The 22,660-nt window shown below is 47.3% G+C and carries 20 protein-coding genes; 4 read left to right on the top strand and 16 right to left on the bottom strand.

Features of this window, described 5'->3' with window-relative positions; genetic code table 11:
• Positions 1 to 130: 130 nt before the first annotated feature.
• Complete coding sequence (locus tag ACYVGR_RS21310) at positions 131 to 808, bottom strand: uracil-DNA glycosylase family protein (RefSeq protein WP_460960416.1); 678 nt, start codon at positions 806 to 808, stop codon at positions 131 to 133.
• A 197-nt stretch (positions 809 to 1,005) separates the two neighbouring features.
• On the opposite strand from ACYVGR_RS21310, the gene ACYVGR_RS21305 reads away from it, so the two are divergent.
• Positions 1,006 to 2,040 carry a phytanoyl-CoA dioxygenase family protein gene (locus tag ACYVGR_RS21305; protein WP_460960415.1) on the top strand — a complete coding sequence of 345 codons (1,035 nt, stop codon included), beginning with the start codon at positions 1,006 to 1,008 and terminating at the stop codon, positions 2,038 to 2,040.
• 85 nt (positions 2,041 to 2,125) lie between these two features.
• On the opposite strand, the gene ACYVGR_RS21300 is transcribed toward ACYVGR_RS21305, so the two are convergent.
• From ACYVGR_RS21300 to ACYVGR_RS21230, 15 genes are all read right to left on the bottom strand, one after another.
• The gene (locus ACYVGR_RS21300; protein WP_460960413.1) at positions 2,126 to 3,229 is read right to left on the bottom strand and encodes a vWA domain-containing protein; all 1,104 of its coding nucleotides are present in this window, start codon (positions 3,227 to 3,229) and stop codon (positions 2,126 to 2,128) included.
• 144 nt (positions 3,230 to 3,373) lie between these two features.
• Positions 3,374 to 5,272: a CocE/NonD family hydrolase gene (locus tag ACYVGR_RS21295; protein ID WP_460960411.1), complete on the bottom strand. Its 1,899-nt coding sequence runs from the start codon at positions 5,270 to 5,272 to the stop codon at positions 3,374 to 3,376.
• A gap of 116 nt (positions 5,273 to 5,388) precedes the next feature.
• Entirely contained in the window at positions 5,389 to 5,778 is a 390-nt protein-coding gene (locus ACYVGR_RS21290; protein WP_460960409.1) for a hypothetical protein, read from the bottom strand.
• A 164-nt stretch (positions 5,779 to 5,942) separates the two neighbouring features.
• Positions 5,943 to 6,866, bottom strand: a complete 924-nt coding sequence (locus ACYVGR_RS21285; protein ID WP_460960407.1) for an aspartate carbamoyltransferase catalytic subunit — start codon at positions 6,864 to 6,866, stop codon at positions 5,943 to 5,945.
• A gap of 69 nt (positions 6,867 to 6,935) precedes the next feature.
• Entirely contained in the window at positions 6,936 to 8,369 is a 1,434-nt protein-coding gene (locus ACYVGR_RS21280; protein ID WP_460960405.1) for an arylsulfatase, read from the bottom strand.
• 61 nt (positions 8,370 to 8,430) lie between these two features.
• Positions 8,431 to 9,363, bottom strand: coding sequence for a M20/M25/M40 family metallo-hydrolase (locus tag ACYVGR_RS21275; RefSeq protein ID WP_460960403.1), 933 nt, complete (start codon positions 9,361 to 9,363; stop codon positions 8,431 to 8,433).
• Between the two features lie 171 nt (positions 9,364 to 9,534).
• On the bottom strand, positions 9,535 to 10,128 hold the full coding sequence (locus ACYVGR_RS21270; protein WP_460960401.1) for a hypothetical protein: 594 nt from the start codon (positions 10,126 to 10,128) through the stop codon (positions 9,535 to 9,537).
• Positions 10,129 to 10,227: 99 nt separating this feature from the next.
• A complete protein-coding gene (locus tag ACYVGR_RS21265; RefSeq protein ID WP_460960399.1) occupies positions 10,228 to 11,667 on the bottom strand; it encodes an efflux transporter outer membrane subunit in 1,440 nt (479 codons plus the stop codon).
• Between the two features lie 178 nt (positions 11,668 to 11,845).
• Positions 11,846 to 15,058 (bottom strand): efflux RND transporter permease subunit, encoded by a 3,213-nt coding sequence (locus ACYVGR_RS21260; RefSeq protein ID WP_460960397.1) that lies wholly within the window; start codon positions 15,056 to 15,058, stop codon positions 11,846 to 11,848.
• Positions 15,059 to 15,080: 22 nt separating this feature from the next.
• Positions 15,081 to 16,322 carry an efflux RND transporter periplasmic adaptor subunit gene (locus ACYVGR_RS21255; protein ID WP_460960395.1) on the bottom strand — a complete coding sequence of 414 codons (1,242 nt, stop codon included), beginning with the start codon at positions 16,320 to 16,322 and terminating at the stop codon, positions 15,081 to 15,083.
• A 144-nt stretch (positions 16,323 to 16,466) separates the two neighbouring features.
• Positions 16,467 to 16,796, bottom strand: a complete 330-nt coding sequence (locus tag ACYVGR_RS21250; protein ID WP_460960393.1) for a type II toxin-antitoxin system VapC family toxin — start codon at positions 16,794 to 16,796, stop codon at positions 16,467 to 16,469.
• Positions 16,730 to 16,927 carry a type II toxin-antitoxin system VapC family toxin gene (locus tag ACYVGR_RS21245; protein ID WP_460960390.1) on the bottom strand — a complete coding sequence of 66 codons (198 nt, stop codon included), beginning with the start codon at positions 16,925 to 16,927 and terminating at the stop codon, positions 16,730 to 16,732. The genes ACYVGR_RS21250 and ACYVGR_RS21245 overlap by 67 nt, the downstream gene beginning before the upstream one ends.
• Positions 16,924 to 17,136: a hypothetical protein gene (locus ACYVGR_RS21240; RefSeq protein WP_460960388.1), complete on the bottom strand. Its 213-nt coding sequence runs from the start codon at positions 17,134 to 17,136 to the stop codon at positions 16,924 to 16,926. The genes ACYVGR_RS21245 and ACYVGR_RS21240 overlap by 4 nt, the downstream gene beginning before the upstream one ends.
• Before the next feature lie 77 nt (positions 17,137 to 17,213).
• A complete protein-coding gene (locus tag ACYVGR_RS21235) occupies positions 17,214 to 18,770 on the bottom strand; it encodes an alpha-amylase family glycosyl hydrolase (protein ID WP_460960386.1) in 1,557 nt (518 codons plus the stop codon).
• Between the two features lie 15 nt (positions 18,771 to 18,785).
• Positions 18,786 to 19,376, bottom strand: a complete 591-nt coding sequence (locus ACYVGR_RS21230; RefSeq protein WP_460960384.1) for a Maf family protein — start codon at positions 19,374 to 19,376, stop codon at positions 18,786 to 18,788.
• Between the two features lie 79 nt (positions 19,377 to 19,455).
• Between ACYVGR_RS21230 and ACYVGR_RS21225 the strand changes: the two genes are divergently transcribed.
• The 3 genes from ACYVGR_RS21225 (at position 19,456) to ACYVGR_RS21215 (ending at position 22,660) form a co-directional block, all read left to right on the top strand.
• Complete coding sequence (locus ACYVGR_RS21225) at positions 19,456 to 19,977, top strand: GNAT family N-acetyltransferase (RefSeq protein WP_460960382.1); 522 nt, start codon at positions 19,456 to 19,458, stop codon at positions 19,975 to 19,977.
• Positions 19,978 to 20,131: 154 nt separating this feature from the next.
• Positions 20,132 to 22,147 carry a hypothetical protein gene (locus tag ACYVGR_RS21220; protein ID WP_460960380.1) on the top strand — a complete coding sequence of 672 codons (2,016 nt, stop codon included), beginning with the start codon at positions 20,132 to 20,134 and terminating at the stop codon, positions 22,145 to 22,147.
• A gap of 57 nt (positions 22,148 to 22,204) precedes the next feature.
• The gene (locus tag ACYVGR_RS21215) at positions 22,205 to 22,660 is read left to right on the top strand and encodes a MarR family winged helix-turn-helix transcriptional regulator (protein WP_460960378.1); all 456 of its coding nucleotides are present in this window, start codon (positions 22,205 to 22,207) and stop codon (positions 22,658 to 22,660) included.

Raw genomic sequence — 22,660 nt, 5'->3', positions numbered from 1 at the left:
TCTACTGAGCGGCAGTCGGAGAAAGCACTTGCTCGTAGGCAGGTACTTTTACCCTGCTCATTGCGGGCGAGACTTGGCCGTCATTCTCAATAAAAGTCAGCTAAAATCGCTCAATATCCAGGTCTGGTGTTTAAGCAATACAATCGTGCAATGTTGTAATGTACCGATCCAGATACATCGGCATATCCTTTGTTTTATATTGAAGTATGTAACGCGGGTGATCGAGGGTAACGATACGGCCGAAAAAGCCCTGCTGGTCATTGAGCTTGCGTAAATACGATTCGTTTTTTCGGCCCAGGCACACCGCTATGTTTCGGTTATACCCAAAGCGAATCTGTGTTCGAACGGTTTCGGAAATAGCAGGCCAGAGCGCTTCGGTAGTTGCGCGGTCGTCGTAGAAATTGTAATTCTTTCCTCCTTTTGTTAAAGCCAGCGGAAATAGCGAAGTCAGGAAAAATTGCCCGTAAAATGCCGCTGCTCCACCAAATGCCTCGACAACCTGATAAATAAACCGACTCGATAATTCGGGAGTATCGCGGAAGTCATTCTCGATATCACAGTATCGTCGCAAGTTTTGAGGAGTGGTAAACGAAATGCCCGTTACACCAGAACCAAATCGCCCTGGATTGATGCCCAACACGAAAATACGTGGATTAGTATCATTGAAAAACCGGCCGTAAAACTCCTCGACAATACGCTGAACCGCTGGTTGTTTATAGGGATTAATGACACTTACATCCATTGGCAAATTAGCAGGAGCAACCAGAGTGTTATAATACGGAATAGCTTGTTCGGCGAAGGTAGGCATGTTGATTTTTGAACAGTAATTTCTTTAAGAATAATAGGTGAATAATTCTTTACCCGACTCTTGCAAGAAAATGGGTAAAATATATTTTTGTATACGTTTTGGGGCTGCTATAAGTAACTATACTCCTAAAATCACACATTTACGAATAAACTTTTTATGCTTCCCTTGTATCAAAACTATTAAACACACTTAATTCTATGAATGTTATTAATGCTCTAAAGTCCTCCATTAAAAAAGGTATTCAGCAGGTAACAGCCCCACAACCACTAAAAGAATTTGAACCAGCTACACTACCTTGGTTAGATAAACCGGGAGCTGACATTGAACAGTTCGTTAGCAGATACGAACGGGGCAGGAATGTACCTTATGATCTGGCCGAAAAATTAAAATTTTGGCAGAAAAATGGGTATATCATTTTAGAACAAGCAATTGATCCGGCCTGGATTGATCAGTACTGGAGCGAAGTTGAAGAGCTTATTGAAAATCATGAGCAATATAAGACTCTCGTCCGAGTCGATTTGCCTGAGTATGCTGCACGGCCAGTACTACCTATTAATGAGGTACCTAAAGATGTGCTTAATGGTCCCTACATTAAATTTATGGACTTCCATGATAACTCTATGCTGGGTAAAAAAATCATGCTCCATGAAAACATCATTACCTTCCTGGAGGCTGTATTTGCGGATCGAGTGATTGCTATGCAGAGCTTACTTTTTAAATACGGAAGCCAGCAGGCAACGCACCAGGATTTCCCCTATGTGGTATCGGAAGTACCCAGCCATCTGGCCGCGTCCTGGATTGCCATGGAAGATATTCATGTTGATTCTGGACCATTATATTATTATCCTGGTTCTCAATATAATAAGAAGTTTGATTTCGGTAATACAGGTATTTTCTTCAATGGACAGTCGAAATATAACCCCAATGACTTCGCGAATTATCTGGATAAGAAATGCGAGGATCTTGGCCTGAAACGGGAGACATTACTTATTAAAAAAGGCGATGTTTTGATATGGCATGCGGCTCTCGCCCACGGTGGAGATGCGATTCGAAATCCAGCGTTAACACGCAAATCGTTCGTTAATCACTACTCCTCTGTCAAGGCGTATAAACACCACCGTCAGAGTCCCACAGCTGAACCTATTCGGCGAAGCATGAATGGTGCCGACGTGTTTGCTAATCCAACTATGCTCGATCAGGAAGATATATTTAAAGGGGGCGAAAAGTTATAACCCCGTTCGCAACTACACGCATAGCTAAAAAAGAAAGTCGGACATTTAGCCCGACTTTTTGTTTTGTACTCTTGCGATAGGCTAATTACTTAATGTTTTTTCGACGATTCCGCTGAAAGTCTTCGAACATCATATTGCCTAGCCCCTGCAAACCACTGTAATAGGCGCGACCATTATTGACCTTCGTGAACTCCTGTACAAATTGCTTCAGATAAGGATCGGAGGCAATCATGAACGTGGTGATCGGGATATCCAGCCGACGAGCCTGAGCAGCCAATGTTAGGGTTTTACTCACCACTTTCCGATCCAGTCCAAACGAGTTCTTATAGTATTTTATGCCTTCTTTCAAACAGGTTGGTTTTCCATCCGTAATCATGAAAATCTGCTTGTTCTTATTTTTTCGCCGACGAAGCAAATCCATCGCCAACTCTAATCCGGCAACCGTATTGGTATGGTACGGACCAACTTCCAGATAGGGCAGTTCTTTAGCCTGAATTTGCCACGCATCGTTTCCGAATACAACAATATCGAGCGTATCTTTCGGATACTTCTGCTTCACCAATTCAACCAATGCCAGGGCTACTTTCTTGGCAGGCGTAATCCGATCTTCGCCGTACAGAATCATCGAGTGGCTAATGTCGATCATCAGTACGGTTGAGGTTTGCGTTTTCTGCTCTTTCTCCGTTACTTCAAGATCGCGCTCCATGAGTCGAAACTCATCTACGCCACTATTGATCTGGGCGTTTTTGATGGATTCGGTCATCGAAATCTGCTCCAGTGTATCACCAAACTGGTAGGATCGAAGATCGCTGCTGAGTTCATCACCAGTACCCGTATAGGGTGTCTTGTGATTGCCACCTGACTTTGACCGTTCGAGCTTACCAAAAATTTCTTCGAGCGCACTCCGTCGAATCGTTTGCTCGCTCTTGGGCGTCATCACGATTTTCCCTTCCTGATTGTCTTCGGTCAGATAACCTTTCTCCTTCAGGTCGTCGAAAAAATTACCGATGCCATATTTGTCGTCAGTGAGTCCGTATTGCCGATCGAGCTGGCTCATCCAGGACATGGCTTGCTCTACATCGCCGGACGTTAGCAATAAGAGTTGCTGAAAAATATTCAGCAGTTTATCGAAGTTGCTGCCTCCTTTCTGCTCAGGTGGCACGTAATCAGAAAATTGAAAGCCTTTCATCGGTTAATGAGTTATTGATCGGGCTGGCGTACCAGTGAATGAGCGAATAGAAAGAGGTCTATATAGAAAGAACAGCACGTTTCCCGGATTTGTTCGTCTGCTTATCTGTCTCTGAAATCTAGTAGAACGAGCTATACTAAACCCTTACTTCTTCACAATTGGCAATCGAAGTTGCGAAGGATATTGCGTCGAGTGAAATACCTGATTGTGAGCCACTACTCCTTTTGTTTCACTGTAGTTATCTCCGCCTGTATTCATATTTCGGTCAAAGCGAGGGAAATTACTGCTCGATACTTCAACCCGAATGCTATGCCCTGGCGCAAAATAATTACTGGTCGACATGGGGCTTAAGGTCAGTTTATATACTTTTCCTTTCTCCATCCAGACGGTTTTATCAAAACCATCCCGATAGCGGGCGCGTAGAATGGTTTCATCCAGATTATACGCTTTTCCATCAGGGTAAACGTCAATCAGCTTGACAGTAAAATCTGTGTCTTTGGCATCCGATGACACATAAAGCGTCGTTTCAATAGCCCCCGTCAGCTCGACCCCATTGGCGAAAGGCTCTGTGGTGTAAACCAGAACATCCTGCCGGGTTTCCATCTGGTGCTGATCGAAAGCTCCTCCCTGAACGGCGCTTCCTGTACAGCAAACATTACCACCATAGGAAGGAACCGGATAGGCTGGATCGTAAGCAAACAAATCCGGTTTTTCGTCTTTTCCCACTGGCTTTGACGTGAGTTTGCCATCGCCATACAAACTATTGGCATGACCTGCGCTGGATAGGTAATAAGTCGTCATTTCAGACGTAGCGGGTGGCCAGGTGTCCGACGTCTGCCATTTATTCGAACCCATCGTGTAGTATCGAACGCGGGGTGTATTTTTCAATACATCATTGGCTTCGCCTTTGAGCCAGTAATCAAACCAGCCATAGGTGAGCGCATCATAATCCAAGCGAGCATCGCCAACACTTCGTTCGCCAACAATCGTATTGGCTGTGGCTCGTTTGTAGGCACAATGTAACGTAGGCGCAATGACCAGGAACTGATTATCCCGAACACTGGGATCAGTTGCGTTTTTTCGAACATGGTTAAATAACTCGATATTAGGGCCAGTTGAGACATCGTACCACGATGCAAACCAGTAACTGGGAACGCCGAAAGGCATGTTATCGTGATAAAGTCCACCTTTGTACCATTCCGGATCGTTGGGTTGCCGGACAATCATCTTCTCGTAAACGCCCTTTGCCCCATTTACGTTTTTGATAATGTCCTGAACCGGCAAGAACTTCAGACCCTGCGCCCAATCAACTTTCGGCATTTCAGGCGCTAAGTCATAAAAGCGGGATACACGAGTAAGGTCCTCGCTACTGGCCGTTTTGGGGAAAAGTGGGCGGGCAAAATTGTCCACCTGTGTGCCATACAACCAGGTTGTAAAGAGCATTTGTTGGGCACCTCCCCGATACCAGTTGCCTTGCTCCATAAACTTCCCGACGCGGCCCACGCCTGCACCGTAGCTCATGGGCACCATAGCTACGTGGGCAGGATGATCTAAAGCGGCCACCGCCATTTGCCATTCGGCAGTAGACGAGCAGCCCAACGTGCCGATTTTTCCATTCGACCACGGCTGTTTCGACATCCAGGAAAAAGCATCGTAGCCATCAGTTGTTGGTGGACCGAGAATATCCCAGTCACCTTCAGAAAAGAACTTGCCCCGCTCATTTTGCACGACATACGCATAGCCCCGTTTGACAGCGTCGAGGGCAGCTACGTATGAATTCTGCCGGAGTTCGCCATCACCCCAGGCGTTGAAATTGTAAGGCGTTTTTGAGAAAATAATCGGAACAGGTTTGTCGGTTTTGGGTCGATAAATATCCGTTGCCAGCCGAACACCATCCCGCATGGGCATCATGACTTTCTGCTCAATGATGGCAATTTCCTGTAGTTTTTTGAGGACGTCTTCCTGCGCCTGACCATGGGCATAGTGCGTAACAAACAAGACGATCGCAAGGAGTCGGCCTGCGAGAGAGGAAAGGTTTTGCATTAATTAGTTTGGTAGAGATGAAAAGCGGTGAAATAGCGAATTTATGGGCATAAAACAAAGCCGGACCACCTTTTAGAAAGTGGCCCGGCTTTGAGTTGATAATGAAAGAGTATTGCTTAAGGTCCGACAACAGAATGACTATGCTTATGGTGCTTTCTAATATGATTCTCACCGTCTGAGCTAGCCGATTGTAGATCGTATGGTGTTTTGTAATTCAACTTATTGAAATGAGCGTGCGAAGTATAGGTTATACTACCCATCGGATGATCGGCGGCTAATTGGCTCTTGTAGTTTATCTCTCTTAGCGTACCTATTGTCATTTTGTTAACCCACACAACGTCCGCTCCAGTCCCGTCACTGGGAGCCGTGACTTGATGGGGCTGTTTATAGTTATTTGCTGAATAACCAGGGTTGTTGATTGGGTTAACAGACTCGGCATTTAAACGGGCTTGCACTACCTCTGGAAGCAGGCTCGCCCCAATGAGCAAAAAGGCTAACATTTTCATCGCTGTATCTGAAGTTTTGTTGTACAACAAATTAATTGTCGACCTATAAAACTGACAGAATAGCGCTAACGTTTTTGATTAAGTGCCTTTTTTTGAGACAATTAAAAAGATTTAATCTTGCTACGAGCTAGGTGTGTCAATCAACGAGGAAACCATTGAAAGAACTACAACTGCGCGAGCAAATACAGTACCGCCATCCGAACGGCTACGCCATTTTCAACCTGATCCAGAATGATAGAGTGCGACGAATCAGCAGCATCAGAGGTCAGTTCAACCCCTCGGTTGATGGGGCCTGGGTGCATCAGTACAATGGGGCGATCCAGCTCATCGAGCATCTGTTTCGAGATACCGAAATAGAGTGAATATTCTCGCAACGAGGGGAAATACTTGATCTGTTGCCGCTCCAGTTGAATGCGCAGTACGTTCGCGACATCGCACCAGGCCAGGGCTGCCCGCACATCGTGCCCAACTTTTACGCCGAGCGATTCTATATATTTTGGAATGAGCGTTTTGGGACCACACACCATCACTTCGGCACCTTGTTTTTGCAGGCAGAAAATATTGGAAAGGGCCACCCGCGAGTGCGTAATGTCGCCGATGATGGCTATACGCTTACCCGCTACATCGCCTAATTTTTCGCGAATCGAAAAGGAGTCGAGAAGGGCCTGAGTTGGGTGTTCGTGGGTACCATCGCCCGCATTGACTACGTTGGCTTTGATGTGTTTGGTCAGGTAGTGAGGAGCACCGGGGCTGCTGTGGCGCATCACTACCATATCGACCTTCATAGCCAGGATGTTGTTGACCGTATCCAGCAGTGTTTCGCCCTTTTTAACCGAACTGCCCGAGGCCGAAAAATTGACAACATCGGCCGATAATCGTTTCTCGGCTAACTCAAAAGATAGCCGTGTTCGGGTCGAATTTTCAAAAAAAACGTTGGCAATCGTCACATCTCGTAACGAAGGGACTTTCTTGATGGGCCGGTTAATGACTTCTTTAAACTGACTGGCCGTTTCCAGAATAAGCTGAATGTCAGACTCTGTCAGGTCTTTGATACCCACCAAATGGCGGACACTGAGGGATTGGGCCATAAGACTAGTATAACTATAAATTGGGCAAAGATAGGCCTAGTCAGTTAAAGATAGCAGTCGGGCAATACATTATTCTCGCAATCGGATAAGCGGAAACAGCGATGATTCAACATGTGATTCGTTCATGAGCCTACTGAGCTGTTCTGCTTTTTCGGGATTCTTGGCTGCCACGTCGTGACTTTCGGCGGGGTCTTTCGAGAGATCGTATAACTCAACAGGGCCTGTTGGGTTGGTGGAAACCTGTAATCGAACGGCTTTCCAATCGCCCTGACGGATGGCTTGTCGGCCCCCGTTTTCGTGAAATTCCCAGTACAGATAGGCATGTTTTTTCTGAGCCCCTTTACTCGTCAGCGCTGGTACAAAAGAAAGCCCATCCACGCGGCCCGGTGTTTGCGCACCAGCCAGTTCAGTAAACGTGGGGAGTATATCCCAAAAAGCCCCGACGAAATCGCTCCGACTACCAGCTTTGACAACACCAGGCCAGCGAGCAATGAAAGGCTCCCGAATACCTCCTTCGTACAAATCGCGCTTGACACCCCGAAAACCGCCACTACTGTTAAAGAATGTTGGATCAGCTCCGCCTTCAACGTGTGGGCCATTGTCGCTGGTAAAAATCACGAGGGTATTTTTATCCAATCCTTTCGCTTTCAGTTTGGCCATCACCTGACCAACGTAGAGGTCGAGACGGGCAACCATGGCGGCAAACGTAGCATGCGGATACGCTTGTGAGGCATACCCACCGGTTTTCGCATCAGGACCATAATCGGCTCCTACATAGGGCTTTTCGGCAAACTTCCCCTTGTAATGTTGAAAGATGCTGTCATTGGGAACAACCAATTCTGCATGGGGTAAAATATAGGGCAGGAATAGAAAAAAAGGCTGGCTGGTCTTGCGATTATCCAGAAAGGCCAAGGCCTGTTTCTGAATCAGGTCTGGCGCGTATTCCTTCATCTGGCGCAAATTCTCATTCGCTGTCAGCACAACTTTCTGGCTATTGTTCCAGAGGTGATCAGGGTAATATCGGTGCGCCAATCCCTGACAATTGTAGCCATAGAACTGATCAAAGCCCTGCTTATTCGGGTCGCCTTCGGAGCCGACGGGTCCCAGCCCCCACTTCCCGAAGGCCGCTGTTGTGTAACCGGCCCGTTGCAGGAGTTCAGCAACCGTCGTAACCGAATCGGCAATGGGTTGTTGGCCTTCGGGTTTGACCTCTTTATTGCCCCGAATGTACGTATGACCCGTATGTAACCCCGTCATCAAGGAAGCCCGCGATGGAGCACATACCGATGTGCCTGCATAAAACTGGGGGAATTGCATACCCTCGGCAGCAAGTCGGTCGATATTTGGGGTTTTAATCAGGTTTTGCCCGTTGATACCTATGTCCCCATAACCGAGGTCATCGGCCAGAATAAAGACGATATTAGGTCGATTGGCAGAACGTGTTTGTGCTTGGCTATACAGGGCAAGAAGTGTGCTGATGACAAGAAAAATAAGTTTGTTCATAACGTATCCGTAAAGCAGAAAGGGCACCTACTACTGTCTAAAAGCCTATTTGCCGCTTGCCTTACTTGACTGCGGTAAAAGTCATTTTAGGTTGTTGCATAGCTTTTTCTAATAGCTTGATTTCCAATTTAAGAATCGCTTCTTCTGCGTTTGCATCAATTTTTTCGGGGTCATCGGAGGGTCTGTGATAGTCGGGGTGCCCCCCTGTATGAAAAAACAAGACCGGAATTTGTTTGGCATAAAAAGCCGCGTTATCAGACCCGCCGTTGCCCGCCCGATCGGTGAAGAACTTGATGGAACTTTCGGCGCCTTTAAATACAATTGGCCAGGTATCGCTGGTGCCGTAACCCCCAATTCCAACACCTCGTTCGGGATTGTAGCGACCAATCATGTCCATACACACCATGAAATTTAACTTGTCGAGTGGCAGTGTCGGATTATTCAGGAAATAGCGGGAACCTTGTAAGCCCAACTCTTCGGCTCCGAAGGCCATGAACAGAACGTTATAAGGTTCTTTAACGCCGTTTTTTGCAAAATACTGAGCCAGCTCCAATAAGCCAGCTACGCCTGATGCATTGTCGTCGGCCCCGTTATGAATTTTGCCTTGTGGTAACGAATCCAGCGAACTCCCCTGTCGTCCTAATCCAAGGTGGTCGTAATGGGCCCCTACGACAATCGTATAAGGCGCTTCGTTATCTAAAAAACCGATCACATTGGCTGCTTTTCGGAGGCTATCTGGCACAACTACCCGCCGAACTTTAGCCGTGAACGATTGATAATAACCATCAGTACCCAGTGGCTTTAGGCCATATTTTTTGAAGTGTTTTTCAATGTAGCGAGCAGCTTTGGCATTTTCGGCACTACCCGTTCCCCGTCCCTGCATCTTGTCGGAAGCGAGTGTATTAATGTGTTTTATAATACGCTTTGCTGAAGGTTCCTGAGCAAATAATGGACTTGTCAGTACAATGAGAAGAAAGAGAAACTGTTTTTTCATGAATAGATTATAACACCAACATAAGTCAGTATGGGCACAAAGCTATCCAGAAAATAGCTTTGACTGGCTTCACCTCCGATGAATAGCTTTTATTGAAAACAAAACCTTCAGATGATACAAATATGAGTTCGTATCATTTGAAGGTTTAGGGTTAATCGGTGAGTTTATTCCCTAGCGCGGGCCACGACCTTCGCCCTGTGGTCGGTTCGGATGCCCTCCCTGGTGACCTCTGTTTCGATCTGGTTGCTGATTATCTCTACCCGGACCATTACCTCGTCCTGGCTGTTGACCGTTCACACGCCCTGGATTACCTCCCGGACGTCCACCACCCTGATTACCCATTTGGTTGTGCATGGGATGGTTATTGATCACATAGTATTTCGAGTCGCGGCTATCACGAATGGGCTGTTGATCATACCGCCCTTTAAATGACGCATACTGTTTGCGGTAGACAGCATTGCGCAGGTACGGTTGCTTATCGTTGATAACTACCTTATGCATCCGGTACAAATCGTAGTTACTGTAGCGAGGTGGAAGTACGGTAGTCGTAATCCAGCGTCCACCATCGAAATAAATCCATTGCTGCAAGGGGACGTAATAATAGATGTCCAGATCGGGCAGGTAATAATAGTTTACGTAGTCGTAACCAGTTGGTCCCCAGAGAGGTTGACTACCAATATTTACACTGACATTTACCTGTGCATGGCTGGGTTGATACAACCCAATACCGACCAATAGGCCGAGCACAATTAGTGCGTTTTTCATAATTTCCGTTGATTTAAAGACAATTCGTCACCATTGACTAGCTTCATGTACCGCTGTTTTGTCCTAAACGTTGCTAAAGCATGCGGCTTTTTTGTCGCATTAGCGCCAGCCGCCACCCAAAGCCCGGTAGAGCGTTACGGTTGCCTGAAGCTGTTGCAATCGGTCGTTAACGCCATTTAATTGAGTCGACAGCAGGTTTTGCTCAGCGGTCAATACATCGGTGTAGTTTGTATTGGCGGTATATTTGAGCAGTTCTTTTGTGTAGGAAACCGCCTTTTGTAAAGCGATAAGTTGCTGTTTACGTGTATTGGCTTTATCGACCGCCATCTGGTAGGAATACAACGCATTCGACACCTCCTGACCAGCCGTTAGCAACGTTGACTGGTAGGTATAATAAGCCTCAACTTGTGCAGCCTGAGCGCGGTTAAGCCGCTGTCGGTTAATGCCCTGATTAAAAATAGGTTGAGTCAGTCCGCTAATCAGACTGCCGTAGAAGGTTCCAGCAAAGAAGCCAGTTAATGTATTCGCCGTTGCAAAACCGCCCGTACCCGTAATCGTGAGGGCTGGGTAAAAGTAGGTTCGGGCTACGTTGGTCAATTCGAACGTATTGCGGAAACTATATTCCGCTTCCTGCACATCAGGGCGGTTACTCAGCAATTGAGCCGGAAGTCCCGTTTGCAGGGATGGTGTTGTTGATGTCGTATCCAACTGCATTCGTGGAATACTGTCGGATGGCATGGCTAACAATAGACTTAATGTATTTTCGGTTTGCCGAATATTCTGGCGGATATCAGGTAGTGTCACTTCGGCTGCATATCGGTTGGCTTCGCTCTGCACAACATCGGCTCCTGTGACTACTGCGCCTTTTTTCAGCTCTTTCATCGTTTCGACGTCCGTCTTTCGATTATCAACCGTTTCCAGCGTGATTTGCAATTGTCTGTCATAGGCCTGCAATGCATAATAGCCGTTGGCGATGTTGGCGATCAATTGCGTTTGTACAGCGCGTCGATAAGCTTCACTTTGCAGATAAGCCGCCACATAAGCTCGTTTTGTACTCCTCAGTTTCCCCCAAACATCGGCCTCCCAACTTGTGCTGGCAGTCAGCGAATACTGCTTGATCGTCGGAATAGACGTGGTGCTTACTGTACTTGACCCAGATTCGGCATTCCTGATGTTCAACGCCCGCAACTGCGCCGACGATGATTTGGAGAGTGTAAAACCCGCATTGGTACTAAGCGTTGGGAAAAACGCCAGCTTACTTTGCAGCACATTGGCTTCGGCCGCCTGCATTCGGGCTACCGCAATTTTGAGATCCAGATTATTGGCCAGCCCCCGTTCAATTAAACCTTGCAGAATGGTGTCCGGAAACATCTGTCGCCAGGGTAAACTCGCCAACGTGGTCGAATCGGTCGACTGTTGACCCCGATAGAGTTTATCGGTTGTCAGGCCCGGTTTTTCATAGGGTTTGGTCACGCTACAGGAAGCCAGAATGGCCCCCAGTAGCAGTGTTATTCCCAGTTTTATATGTGTCGTATTCATGGTGTTCGTTATTGAGTAACTAGTTTACCCCACCCCCGGCCCCTCCCCTGAAAAACAGGAGAGGGGAGAGAGACGGCGTGTTTCATCTCCTTTGACGTTATTCCCTTTGAGGTTCTAGCTTGGCTTCATTGAGCTTTTATCCCCCCTCCCCTTGAATTAAGGGGAGGGGGTAAAATCACTAGGTATTCACGGGTGTTTTAGCCCCTTTTCCTGAACGAGCTTTTTTACCATCAATTTTCACGGGTTCATCGTCCTCGTCATCAATAGCCTGCTCTTTAGGCGGCCCACTTATTTTTTCCTGCAAACCCTGGAAAATGACGAACAACGTTGGTACAAAAAACACCCCAAGCAACGTCCCGAAGAGCATCCCACCAATGGCACCCGTCCCAATTGAGCGGTTCCCCTGAGCACCGGCTCCGCTGGCAAACATTAAGGGTAGCAGACCGAAAATGAAGGCAAACGATGTCATCAGAATTGGTCGTAACCGGGCTTTGGCCCCTTCTATAGCCGACTCCAATAGTTCCATTCCGGTCTGTCTTCGCTCAACGGCAAACTGCACAATCAGGATAGCGTTCTTAGCCAGCAAACCAATCAGCATGATGAGCGAGATTTGCATGTAAATGTTGTTGTCCAGCCCGAAAAGCCGGGCAAAAACATACACGCCCGATAAGCCAACCGGTAAGGAAAATAATACGGCAAACGGCAGTAAATAACTTTCGTATTGTGCGCTTAATAGAAGATAGACGAAGGCCAGACACAGAATAAAAACATACAGTGTTTGCGAACCCACGTTCTGTTCTTCCCGACTAATGCCCGAATACTCGAAACCATAGCCTGCCGGAAGCGTTTGGGTAGCCACTTCCTGAATCGCCAGTAAGGCTTGCCCAGTACTGTAGTTTGGATTAGGTGAACCGTTGACTGACATCGACGAGAACAGGTTAAAACGGGAAACGCTTTCTGGCCCATAGATTCGTTTCAGGGTAATAAACTCAGTAATCGGAGCCATTGTACCCGCCGACGTTCGGACCGCTATTTTATTTAGTCCGGCGGGGTTTGCCCGGTAGTTTGTATCGGCCTGCATGATAACGCGGTATTGCTTGCCAAACTCATTGAAGTTCGACACGTACGAACTGCCGTAGAAGACCTGCATCGCATTGAGCACATCGCCCACTGTAATGCCTGCTTCTTTACATTTAGCTACATTTACATCCAGCTGATATTGTGGGAAGTTGGGATTGAATGAGGTAGTAGCATACTGGATTTCAGGTCGTTTGTTTAGCGTGGCCAGGAAGTTCTGCGTTACCTTATAGAACTCATCCGTAGTGTGGCCGCCTTTGTCCTGTAACTGAAACGTGAAGCCCCCACTGGTACCAAATCCTGTGATGGTTGGCTGCTGAATAAAGACCAGCTCCGCATCCCGAATGTTGGCCGTTTTCTGTTTCATCAGCTTGATGACGTCGTCATCGCTAACTCCGGGACGCTCATCCCAGGGTTTTAATCGGACAATAATCAACCCATAGGCGCTCCCATTACCCGCCACAAAATTCTGCCCCAGCGTACGCATACTGTTTTGCACTTCGGGAATTGTATGTACGATGGAGTCGACCTGATCGGCCATCGCCGTAGTTCGTTCGACCGACGAAGCGGGGGGAAGCGTAATATTGACGAAAATACTGCCCATGTCTTCTTTCGGCACGAAGCTGGAAGGCGTGGTTTTGAACAGCGTGTAAAACAGTCCGCCAAACAACCCGATACCGATAAGTGCCAACCATTTCCGGGCCGACAGAAATGTGACCGACCTGGTGTATTTGGCCGTTAGGGAATCATAACCCGCATTAAAGGCAACCCCAAAGCGTTGTAATAATCCTTTCGGTTTTTCGCCTTCGGTATGTTGCGGTGGTTTCAGGAAGAGAGCCGCCAGCGCCGGGCAAAGCGTTAAGGCATTGACCGCCGAAATAATAATGGCAACGGCCAGCGTAATGCCGAACTGCTTGTAAAACACCCCCGCCGAACCCGTAATAAACGTTACAGGTAGAAAAACCGACGCCATCACGAGCGTAATCGAAATGATAGCGCCTGAGATTTCACTCATGGCATCAATAGCCGCTTTACGGGGTGATTTATAGCCGCTCTCCAGTTTCGAGTGAACGGCTTCGACGACCACAATGGCATCATCTACCACAATACCGATGGCCAGCACCAACGCAAACAGCGTAAGCAGGTTAATGCTGAAGCCAAACAGATACAGAAAGAAAAACGTACCCGTAATGGCCACTGGCACCGAAACACCGTGAATAATGGTCGAGCGAAAATCCTGTAGGAAGATGAAAATCACCAGGAAAACCAGTGCGAAACATTCCAGCAGTGTGTGTAACACTTTGCTGATCGACGCATCCAGAAACTGGTTGATATCGACCAGATAAACAAAATGAACGCCCGCCGGAAAAGATTTGGCAGCTAGTTCGATGACTTTCTTGGAGTTGTTGATCACATCCCGAGCATTGGAACCCGGCGTCTGGCTTACCGAAATACCCACCGACTGCTTGCCGTTGGTACTTGTAAAGCTGGTATACGTCTGCGAGCCAAGCTCAATCCGGGCAATATCCCGAAGTCGCAGCAATTGCCCATTGCCGGTTGTTTTGATAATAATATCCCCAAACTGTTGGGTAGACTGCAATCGGCCACTGTACCGGATAACATACTGGAAGGTCTGGTTGTCATTTTCGCCGAACTTACCGGGTGCCGCATCCACATTTTGGTCTGATAGAGCCGTTGATACATCGGCAGGGGTAATTCCATAAATGGACATGACGTCGGGCTTGAGCCAGATACGCATGGAGTACGTTTTGGCTGATCCGAACACGTTGGCGGCCCCCACGCCATTGACCCGCTGAAGCTGCGGAATGACGTTGATGGCAGCGTAATTTTGCAAAAATGTCTGATCGTAAGCCGCATTATCGCTATAGATCGACATAATCAGCAAGTTGCTGCTTTGCTGTTTCCGAACCGTTACACCAGCCTGCGTAACTTCCTGCGGCAACAGGCTCGTAGCCGCCGAAACCCGGTTCTGCACATCTACTGCCGCCTGATTAGGGTCGGTACCCACGGCAAAGTAAATGCTGATGCTCCCGGCTCCATCGTTAGTTGCCGACGAGGTCATATAGGTCATGCCTTCTACGCCGTTAATTTGCTCTTCCAGCGGTACAATGACGCTTTTTAGCACGACATCGGCGTTGGCACCGCTATAACTGGCCGAAACCTGTACGGTTGGTGGCGAAATATCGGGGTATTGCGCAATGGGAAGCTTGACCATACCCAGAATGCCTAACAAGACAATCAGGGCTGAAATAACAGTACTTAATACCGGACGTTCTATGAATATGCGAAGCATAAGGCAGGTTTTTGAGAATAACTTACAAGTCCGTATTGGCGTCGGTTGCAGCGGTTGTCGTATTAGGTGCAGTCGTTTTATAGACGCTGTTCGGTGAAGCAGACTTTGGTTTAATCGATGCGCCGTCTTTCAATCCGGTACCTCCGTCAAGCACGACCTTGTCTCCCGCTTTGAGTCCCTTCTGGACAACGAAATATTGTCCGTCGGGTGTGGGGGTTACGGTTACGGCAGTAGTTTTGGCGATGTTATTTTTACCGACGACGAACAGGAATCGTTTATCCTGAAGCTCAGACGTGGCGCTTTGTGGAACTACCAGTGCCGAGTCGATGGTGCGGGGTACCCGGACGGTACCGCTGTTGCCACTACGCAGAAGAGCCTGCGGATTAGGGAATGTAGCGCGGAAATTACTGGAACCTGTTTGGGTGTCGATCTGACCAATAGCAGTTTTAATTCGGCCTTTGTAATTGTACGTCGATCCGTCGGCTAGCAGCAGTATAACGTCTGGTAACTTGGCCAGCTTTTCCTGAAGCGTGTTGCCGCTTACATCGCGCGTGAAATCAAGGAGCTGTTTTTCGTTCAGGGCAAAATAGGCGTATACTTCGCTGATACCGGAAATCGTTGTCAGCGGATTGGTGGTCGTGCTGGTCACCAGACTCCCGATCTTGTACGGTATCGACCCAACGACGCCACTAACGGGGCTAACCAGATTCGTGTAGCCCAGGTTGGTTTGTGCATTGGCCAGAGCGGCCTGCGCCTGAGCTAGAGCAGCCTTTTTAGAAGCCAGCGTATACTGGGCCGTTTCCAGTTCGTATGGACTGATAATGTCTTTCTCAACCAGGGGCCGGACTTTGTTCACGGCCAACAAAGCGGAACTAACATCGGCCTGCGCTGTTCGGACACCCGCCTGAGCAGTCAGTACGTCCTGGGCATACTGAGGAGCATTGATGCGAAACAGCCGTTGTCCTTTTTTGACCGTTGAGCCTTCATCCACATAAATAGCCTCTACAAACCCATCCACTTTGGGGCGAATTTCAACATTCTGTTCTCCCTGAATGATGGCGGGGAAATCGACGTAGAGAACCTCTTTACGAGGAGCGAGCGTCAATACTGAGTACGTTTTAGGCTGTTTTAAGGCGGTCGAGTCCGTCTGACCGCCTTTTTTCTTGTCGGAACTGCTACAGGCTGTTAGGCAGATTCCAGCCAACAGAAACATAACCCATTGGCAATTCGTAGTGTATTGTGGATGCTTTCGAAACGCTTTCATAATCTATTCGTATCCTCATCGGATACTCAATAACATTACAAAAGCCACCGTGGGTTATTAGTTGGGGATTAAAACAAGTTGAATCCCCAAATTGACTGGATGAATAGGCGATTTTGGGTGCGGAAAAGGTCAAACATAAGTCAGCTATGCTGACAAGAGATTGATCGTATAGTGGACAAAATTACGATCATCTGAAATAACGGTCAATCCGTGAACTAAGGCTTGAGCTATAATCAAGCGATCAAATGGATCGCCATGGTGAAAGGGAAGCTGATGTAGTTGGAGTAAGTCTGCAAAGTCAAAATCTAATACAATAAAACCTTCCTCCTCAAGATAGTTGGCTAGATGATCTAAGGGAATCCTATTGTTAATTTGCCTAATGAGGACTTTATCGCGGTTTAAAGAGCTTAAAGCGAGTCTAACGCTAATCCTATTGTTAATTTGCCTAATGAGGACTTTATCGCCATTTCCCAAAGACTAGCTTTGCTGATATAAATGGTGTTATTGACTGAATCAATAAGTTTCTTTACAGGTTGGGAAAGCCGTTTCTCCCCTTTAATATACCACAGTAACACATGTGTATCAATAAGATAAGCCTTACTCATGGCATGTAGTCTTTAAACTCATCCAATGGCTCGTTGAAATTGTCATCTACATGAATAATTATATGCTTTCCACCCCCAAAATGCCGTTTTGTAAGCTTGCTCTTACCTGCATCATGTTGCCTAATGGCCGAAACCTGACTTAACACTCGTAGATCGTTAAGCCCGGCAATCCATTGAATTAACTCTAATTTTTGGGATTGAGTGTCCATTTCTTTAATCTCCATGTCAAGTGATCACTTGACGAATATACGATTCAAAACGCTTACTGGACAATGAGTTTGTCATCTCACTCAACCACAACACATCCATAAGCTGGCACGGTAACTCGGCTATTCAGAAACGAGCCACCCGGTTTTGTCTCAAATACGATGCAACGGCACCATTCCTCACCCGGAGAAAAGACCACCTCAATAGGCTTTTTGGTCAGGTTGTGAACCAGCAAAACGCAGGGGCCGCCACTGGCATCCTGCCGAATAAACGCAACGATACCCTTCTGTCGAATGCCAGCGGGTAAAAGCTTGCTGACATTATTATTCAGAATTGGGTGGCTGTTTCGATACTGAATCAGGCGTTTGTAATGATTGACCAGCGAATCGGGATCACCTAGTTGCTGAGCCAATGGCCGAACCGTTTGACTCGTGCTGTATTTTCCCCGACGCCAACGAGTACGCTGTGTATCTCGAGCGCGAACATCCCACAGAAACGGTTCCCGGATGTATTCGTCGGGCTTCATGCCGAGCATACCAATTTCCTCGCCATAATACAGATAAGGAAGGCCCGGAAGTGTGAGCAAGAGATTTGCCGCTACTTTCAACTGGTCGAGGTTGCCTTTTAGCACACTACCGATGCGGTTCTGGTCATGATTGGATAGCAGCAACGCATCAATAAAGTTGGGATTTACGTTGCCGAACGTATTGTGAACGTAGCGTAGAAACTCAATCAAATCCTCGGTATCGTTTTCTCTTGCCACAATTTCGGCAAGCACTAGCTGAAGGTCGAAATTGAAGTTGGCTTTCAATCCCCGGAAATAGGGCGCAATCCGTTCAGGACGCGTCCAGACCTCGCCAACGGTATACGCTCCGGGTTTGGCCGCTTCAACGACTTTTCCAAATTCCTGCCAAAACTCGTGATTTTTAGGTTCTTCGGCTTCACGATAGAGATGGCGGGCGGCATCCAGTCGAAATCCATCTATTCCCACCTCATTAAGCCAGTAGCGAGCTATAGTAAAAAACTCGTCTCGAACGGGCTGGTGATCAAAATTCAGATCGGGCATGCCGCTCCAGAACATCCCATAATATTGCTCAGGATAGCTGGCTCCCCGAACCGAATGCCAGGGATTCCGCTCGCCCGAATCGGCAGTAATATCGCGAGTGGCCAGTTTTCGGGCTTTGATTTCAGCAGGTGTTAGCCATTTGTAATAATTCCAGTAGGGATTGTCCGGCCCTTTCGACGCTTCCTGAAACCACTTATGCTGAAGACTGGTATGGTGTAAGACTAGGTCGATGATGACGGCAATACCTCGGTTATGCGCTTCAACAATCAGTCGTTTGAAGTCGTCCAGCGTGCCATATTCAGGATCGATGCCGTAGTAATCCGTTACATCGTATTTATGATAACTTGGCGATGGATTGATGGGCATGAGCCAAATGGCCGATATGCCAAGATCGCTTAAGTAATCGAGCTTGTTGGTAATTCCGTTGAGGTCACCAATACCGTCGCCATTGGAGTCGGCAAAGGAACGAACGAAAATCTCGTAGTGAACCCCTGTTTGTCCGACGGGAACTGAGCTGGACTGGATAGGCGCTAAGGTTGTATTGGCTTGAGCAGAGTTTGCAGCGGTCATTCTTTACAGACTAGCTTAACAAGTAAATAGTTTTAAGGCCTGATAAACCCGGTGTGTGGGTAAGCCCATCACGGTATAAAACGAACCTTCCAGTCGTTCGATGCCCATCAGCCCGATAAAGTCCTGTGCACCATACGATCCAGCTTTATCGAATGGCTTACATTCCTTAATGTAATAGGCAATTTCGCTGTTGGTAAGCGAGGCAAATTGTACCCTTGTTTCGTCAGTGAACGAGTCTAATTGAGGTTCGCCGTTAGCGCGGGGAGAAAGAATAGCGACCCCCGTTCGAACGCGGTGCGTTTGCCCAGACAAAGCCCGAAGCATTCGCTGGGCATCGGCTTCATCCTGGGGCTTGTTCATAATTTGATCGCCCAGAATCACAACCGTATCGGCGCAAAGAATAATCCGATTGCCCAAATCCGGTATGAATTGCTCTGCTTTCTGACGGGCCAGATATTCGGCAACCTCATTCGCGGGCATCGTTTCGGGGAAGATTTCATCGGTAGGCCGAGTTTCGATGGTGAACGAAAAACCGGCGTCGGTCATCAGTTGTTTGCGCCGGGGCGATCCCGAAGCTAACACGAGTGGATAGCGTAATGTGAGCATATAGGCAGAAAGACGAAGGGCAAAATTAACCTAAAAATGAAGGTTTCTGCGTATCTTGGTTGATTGCTTATTTGTAACTATGACCATTCGACCCGCTACTTTTTCTGATGCAGCCGCGATAACGGAGCTGGCTATTACCACTATGCGTGAGGCTTTTGGCCCACCTCACAACCCCGCCGAACTCGTGGAAGAATACGTTCAATCGGCCATAAGCGTTCCCATTATGGAAGCGGAATTAGCCGATCATCGGTCTACTTTTTTTCTGCTCGAATCAGGCGATGGAGAGCCTGTTGGCTACGCGAAACTACGCAAACACGCCCCTCCCCGGAAAATGGCCGACCGAAACGCTATCGAAATTCAGCGCATTTATCTTCTGCAAAATCAGATTGGCCAAGGGCAGGGCCGTATGCTGATGCAACATTGTCTTGGCTGGTCGCGAAATCAAGGATATACATCCGTATGGTTAGGAGTCTGGGAGCGGAATGCCCGTGCAATGGGCTTTTATGAAAAAATCGGTTTCAGAAAATTCGGGTTTCATTATTTCCAGTTTGGCACCGAACGTCAGCGGGATTTCTGGCTTGAGAAACAATTAGATAATTAGGAGGTTGGTATTTTTGCCTGTTATTTTAACACTTTAATTAGTTTATAATTAAAGCTTTATCCGAAAATCGTTACTAATTGTGTCAGAATCAGTTTATCTTTTGTTCACTTAAACCAGTCCATCAGCTTATCACTACTATCTGTTCACGATCATAATGTATCAACTGTATCCGAACGAATGTCAATCAAGGTTTCATCAGTTTCTGGTGTGGCTGATTGTTCTGTGCGGATGCAATCTGTCGGTGTTTGCTCAGGTCGATACCACCAGGCAAATTCGGAAAGACCCGCTTGAAAATGTTCAGGTCGATACACTTCGGCACATTGGTATTGACGTTGGACCAATCGATTCGCTGACAGCTGCTCATTTAACTGCCCAGACAGATAGTATTCTGATGCGTCGAGATAGTGTTTTTTACAGTCGTCTGAAAACATCGATGTATAAGCATCGGCTAACCCGGCAACTCTATGATGCTGTTTTTCGCGACGTGTATAATAGCCGTATCCAAACCGGCGAAGTGAGTCAGATCGAAGTAAATCCGTTTAAGATATTTGAAGGGCGGATTATCGGGGATATTTATATCCGCCGACTGGGTGTATTTGGGCAAACGGTTTACGATACACTTCGAAAAGCAAATAACTGGGTCGAGCGAGTGGGTAGTAAGTTGCATACAAACACACGCGAGCATGTGATTCGGAACTCTTATTTGCTGTTTCGGCAGGGCGATGCACTGAATCCGGTTGTCCTGCGGGATAACGAACGGCTGTTGCGAACGACGTCGATTTTTCACGATGCCCGGATTTTAGTAGTTCCCCGACCTGGCAGTCGACAGTTTGTTGATGTGTATGTGATTACGCAGGATGTCTGGTCGTTATTACCCAATGGTGGATTTGGTGGGTTTACGAACTTCAGCGTTGGCTTCGATCAGGTTAATTTTCGCGGATTAGGCCATCAGCTTTTTGCACAATTCGCCTATTCAGGAACCGATCCGCGTCAGAAAGCTGAATACCAGACCCGTTATAAAGTACCGTTCATCGGGAAAACCTTTCTGACTGCCGAGGCCGATCTATACTACCTGCGCGATCTGAAACAAGTGGCCGTTAAGCTCTATCGGCCTTTCCTGACACCGGATACCAAATATGCGGGCTCTATTGAACTAAACCATACGCAGGTTAACAATCGGCTAATTACACGGAATGACAGCGTATTGCTGGTGCCAGTTAGTTATAACTATTCGGATATCTGGATAGGCCGCTCGTTCCGGTTGTTTTACAAACAGCGAGATACCGAGGAGAAAGGCCGTTCGAGACTGGTTGTGGCCTTACGCAACACAAACTATGAGTATTTCAAACGCCCGGATGTTACGGCTGACACGAACCAGATTTATCAGGACAGTCGGACTACCTTGTTCAGTGTTGGATTCTCCCGTCGCAAATACACCCGCGATGTACTTATTTACGGATTTGGTCGTACAGAAGACGTTCCTATTGGCGAGTCGATAGCCGCTACCGTCGGCTTCGATAATGCCGAATTAGGCCAGCGGATGTATGCGGGCATGAATTTCTCGCAGGGGAAATACATGCGCCATCTAGGCTATCTCTATGGATTGGTGAATATTGGCGGCTACGTGCGGAATCATAAGATTGAACAGGCCGTTTTTTCGCTTGAGTCAAACTATTTTAGTCCACTCATGAAAACCAGGTGGGGCAACATGCGTCACTTCTTCAATACGCGCTACACGGTTGGTATTGACCGATTTGATAATGAATACATTTCGCTGAGTAGTACAGGCAGCGGTGTCAATACCGACGGCATCGGCCTGAATAGTGACGCCTTGCGGGGCACAAACCGATGGTTCATCAATTACGAAAACGTCCTCTTTTCGCGGCTCAGCCTGATTGGATTCCGGGTTGCGTTTGTAACGTTCGCTAATCTTGGACTCATTAGTTTTCCTGACAGAACGCTGTTGAAAGGGCCTCTTTATCAGGGATATGGCATTGGGTTCCGACTGCGGAATGAAAACCTGACGTTTACCAGTTTCCAGATTCGGCTGGCGTATTATCCCAACATTCCGGGCAATACAATACCGTTCCGAACGGCATTTGAAGGCGTTCCAACTCTACAATTTCGCGATTTTGATTTATCTGCACCTCAGATTATTCCTTACCGCTAAAAAAAATAATTGTATTTAGTGTTGCTACATTAAATACAATTACACTATCTTTGTGCCATGTCCATTGAAACTGATATAAAACAGAGCACACCATTCAAAACACCTTACCACCGGGTGATGGTGAATCTGATCTTTACCAGCAACTGGATGGCGGCTAGCCAGATGCAGATGTTGAAGCCATTTGGGCTGACATTGCAGCAGTATAACGTGCTGCGAATTTTGCGTGGCCAATACCCCGAGCCGGTTAAAGTCAGTGATATTACCGAGCGCATGCTCGATAAAATGTCGAATGCGTCAAGGTTGGTGGATAAACTATTGGCCAAGAAACTTGTCTTACGCACCGAATGCCCCAGCGACCGACGAGCGGTCGATGTGGTCATTACAGATAAAGGACTGGCATTACTCAACCAATTAGATGTTTATCAGACGGAGTGGTCTGATAAACAACGAAGCAAATTGACCGAAGAGGAAGCTATTTACCTGAGTCAATTGCTAGACCGTATTCGTGCTTAA

This window comes from Spirosoma litoris (assembly GCF_054776755.1).
This window is presented reverse-complemented; position numbering and strand designations above follow the sequence as displayed.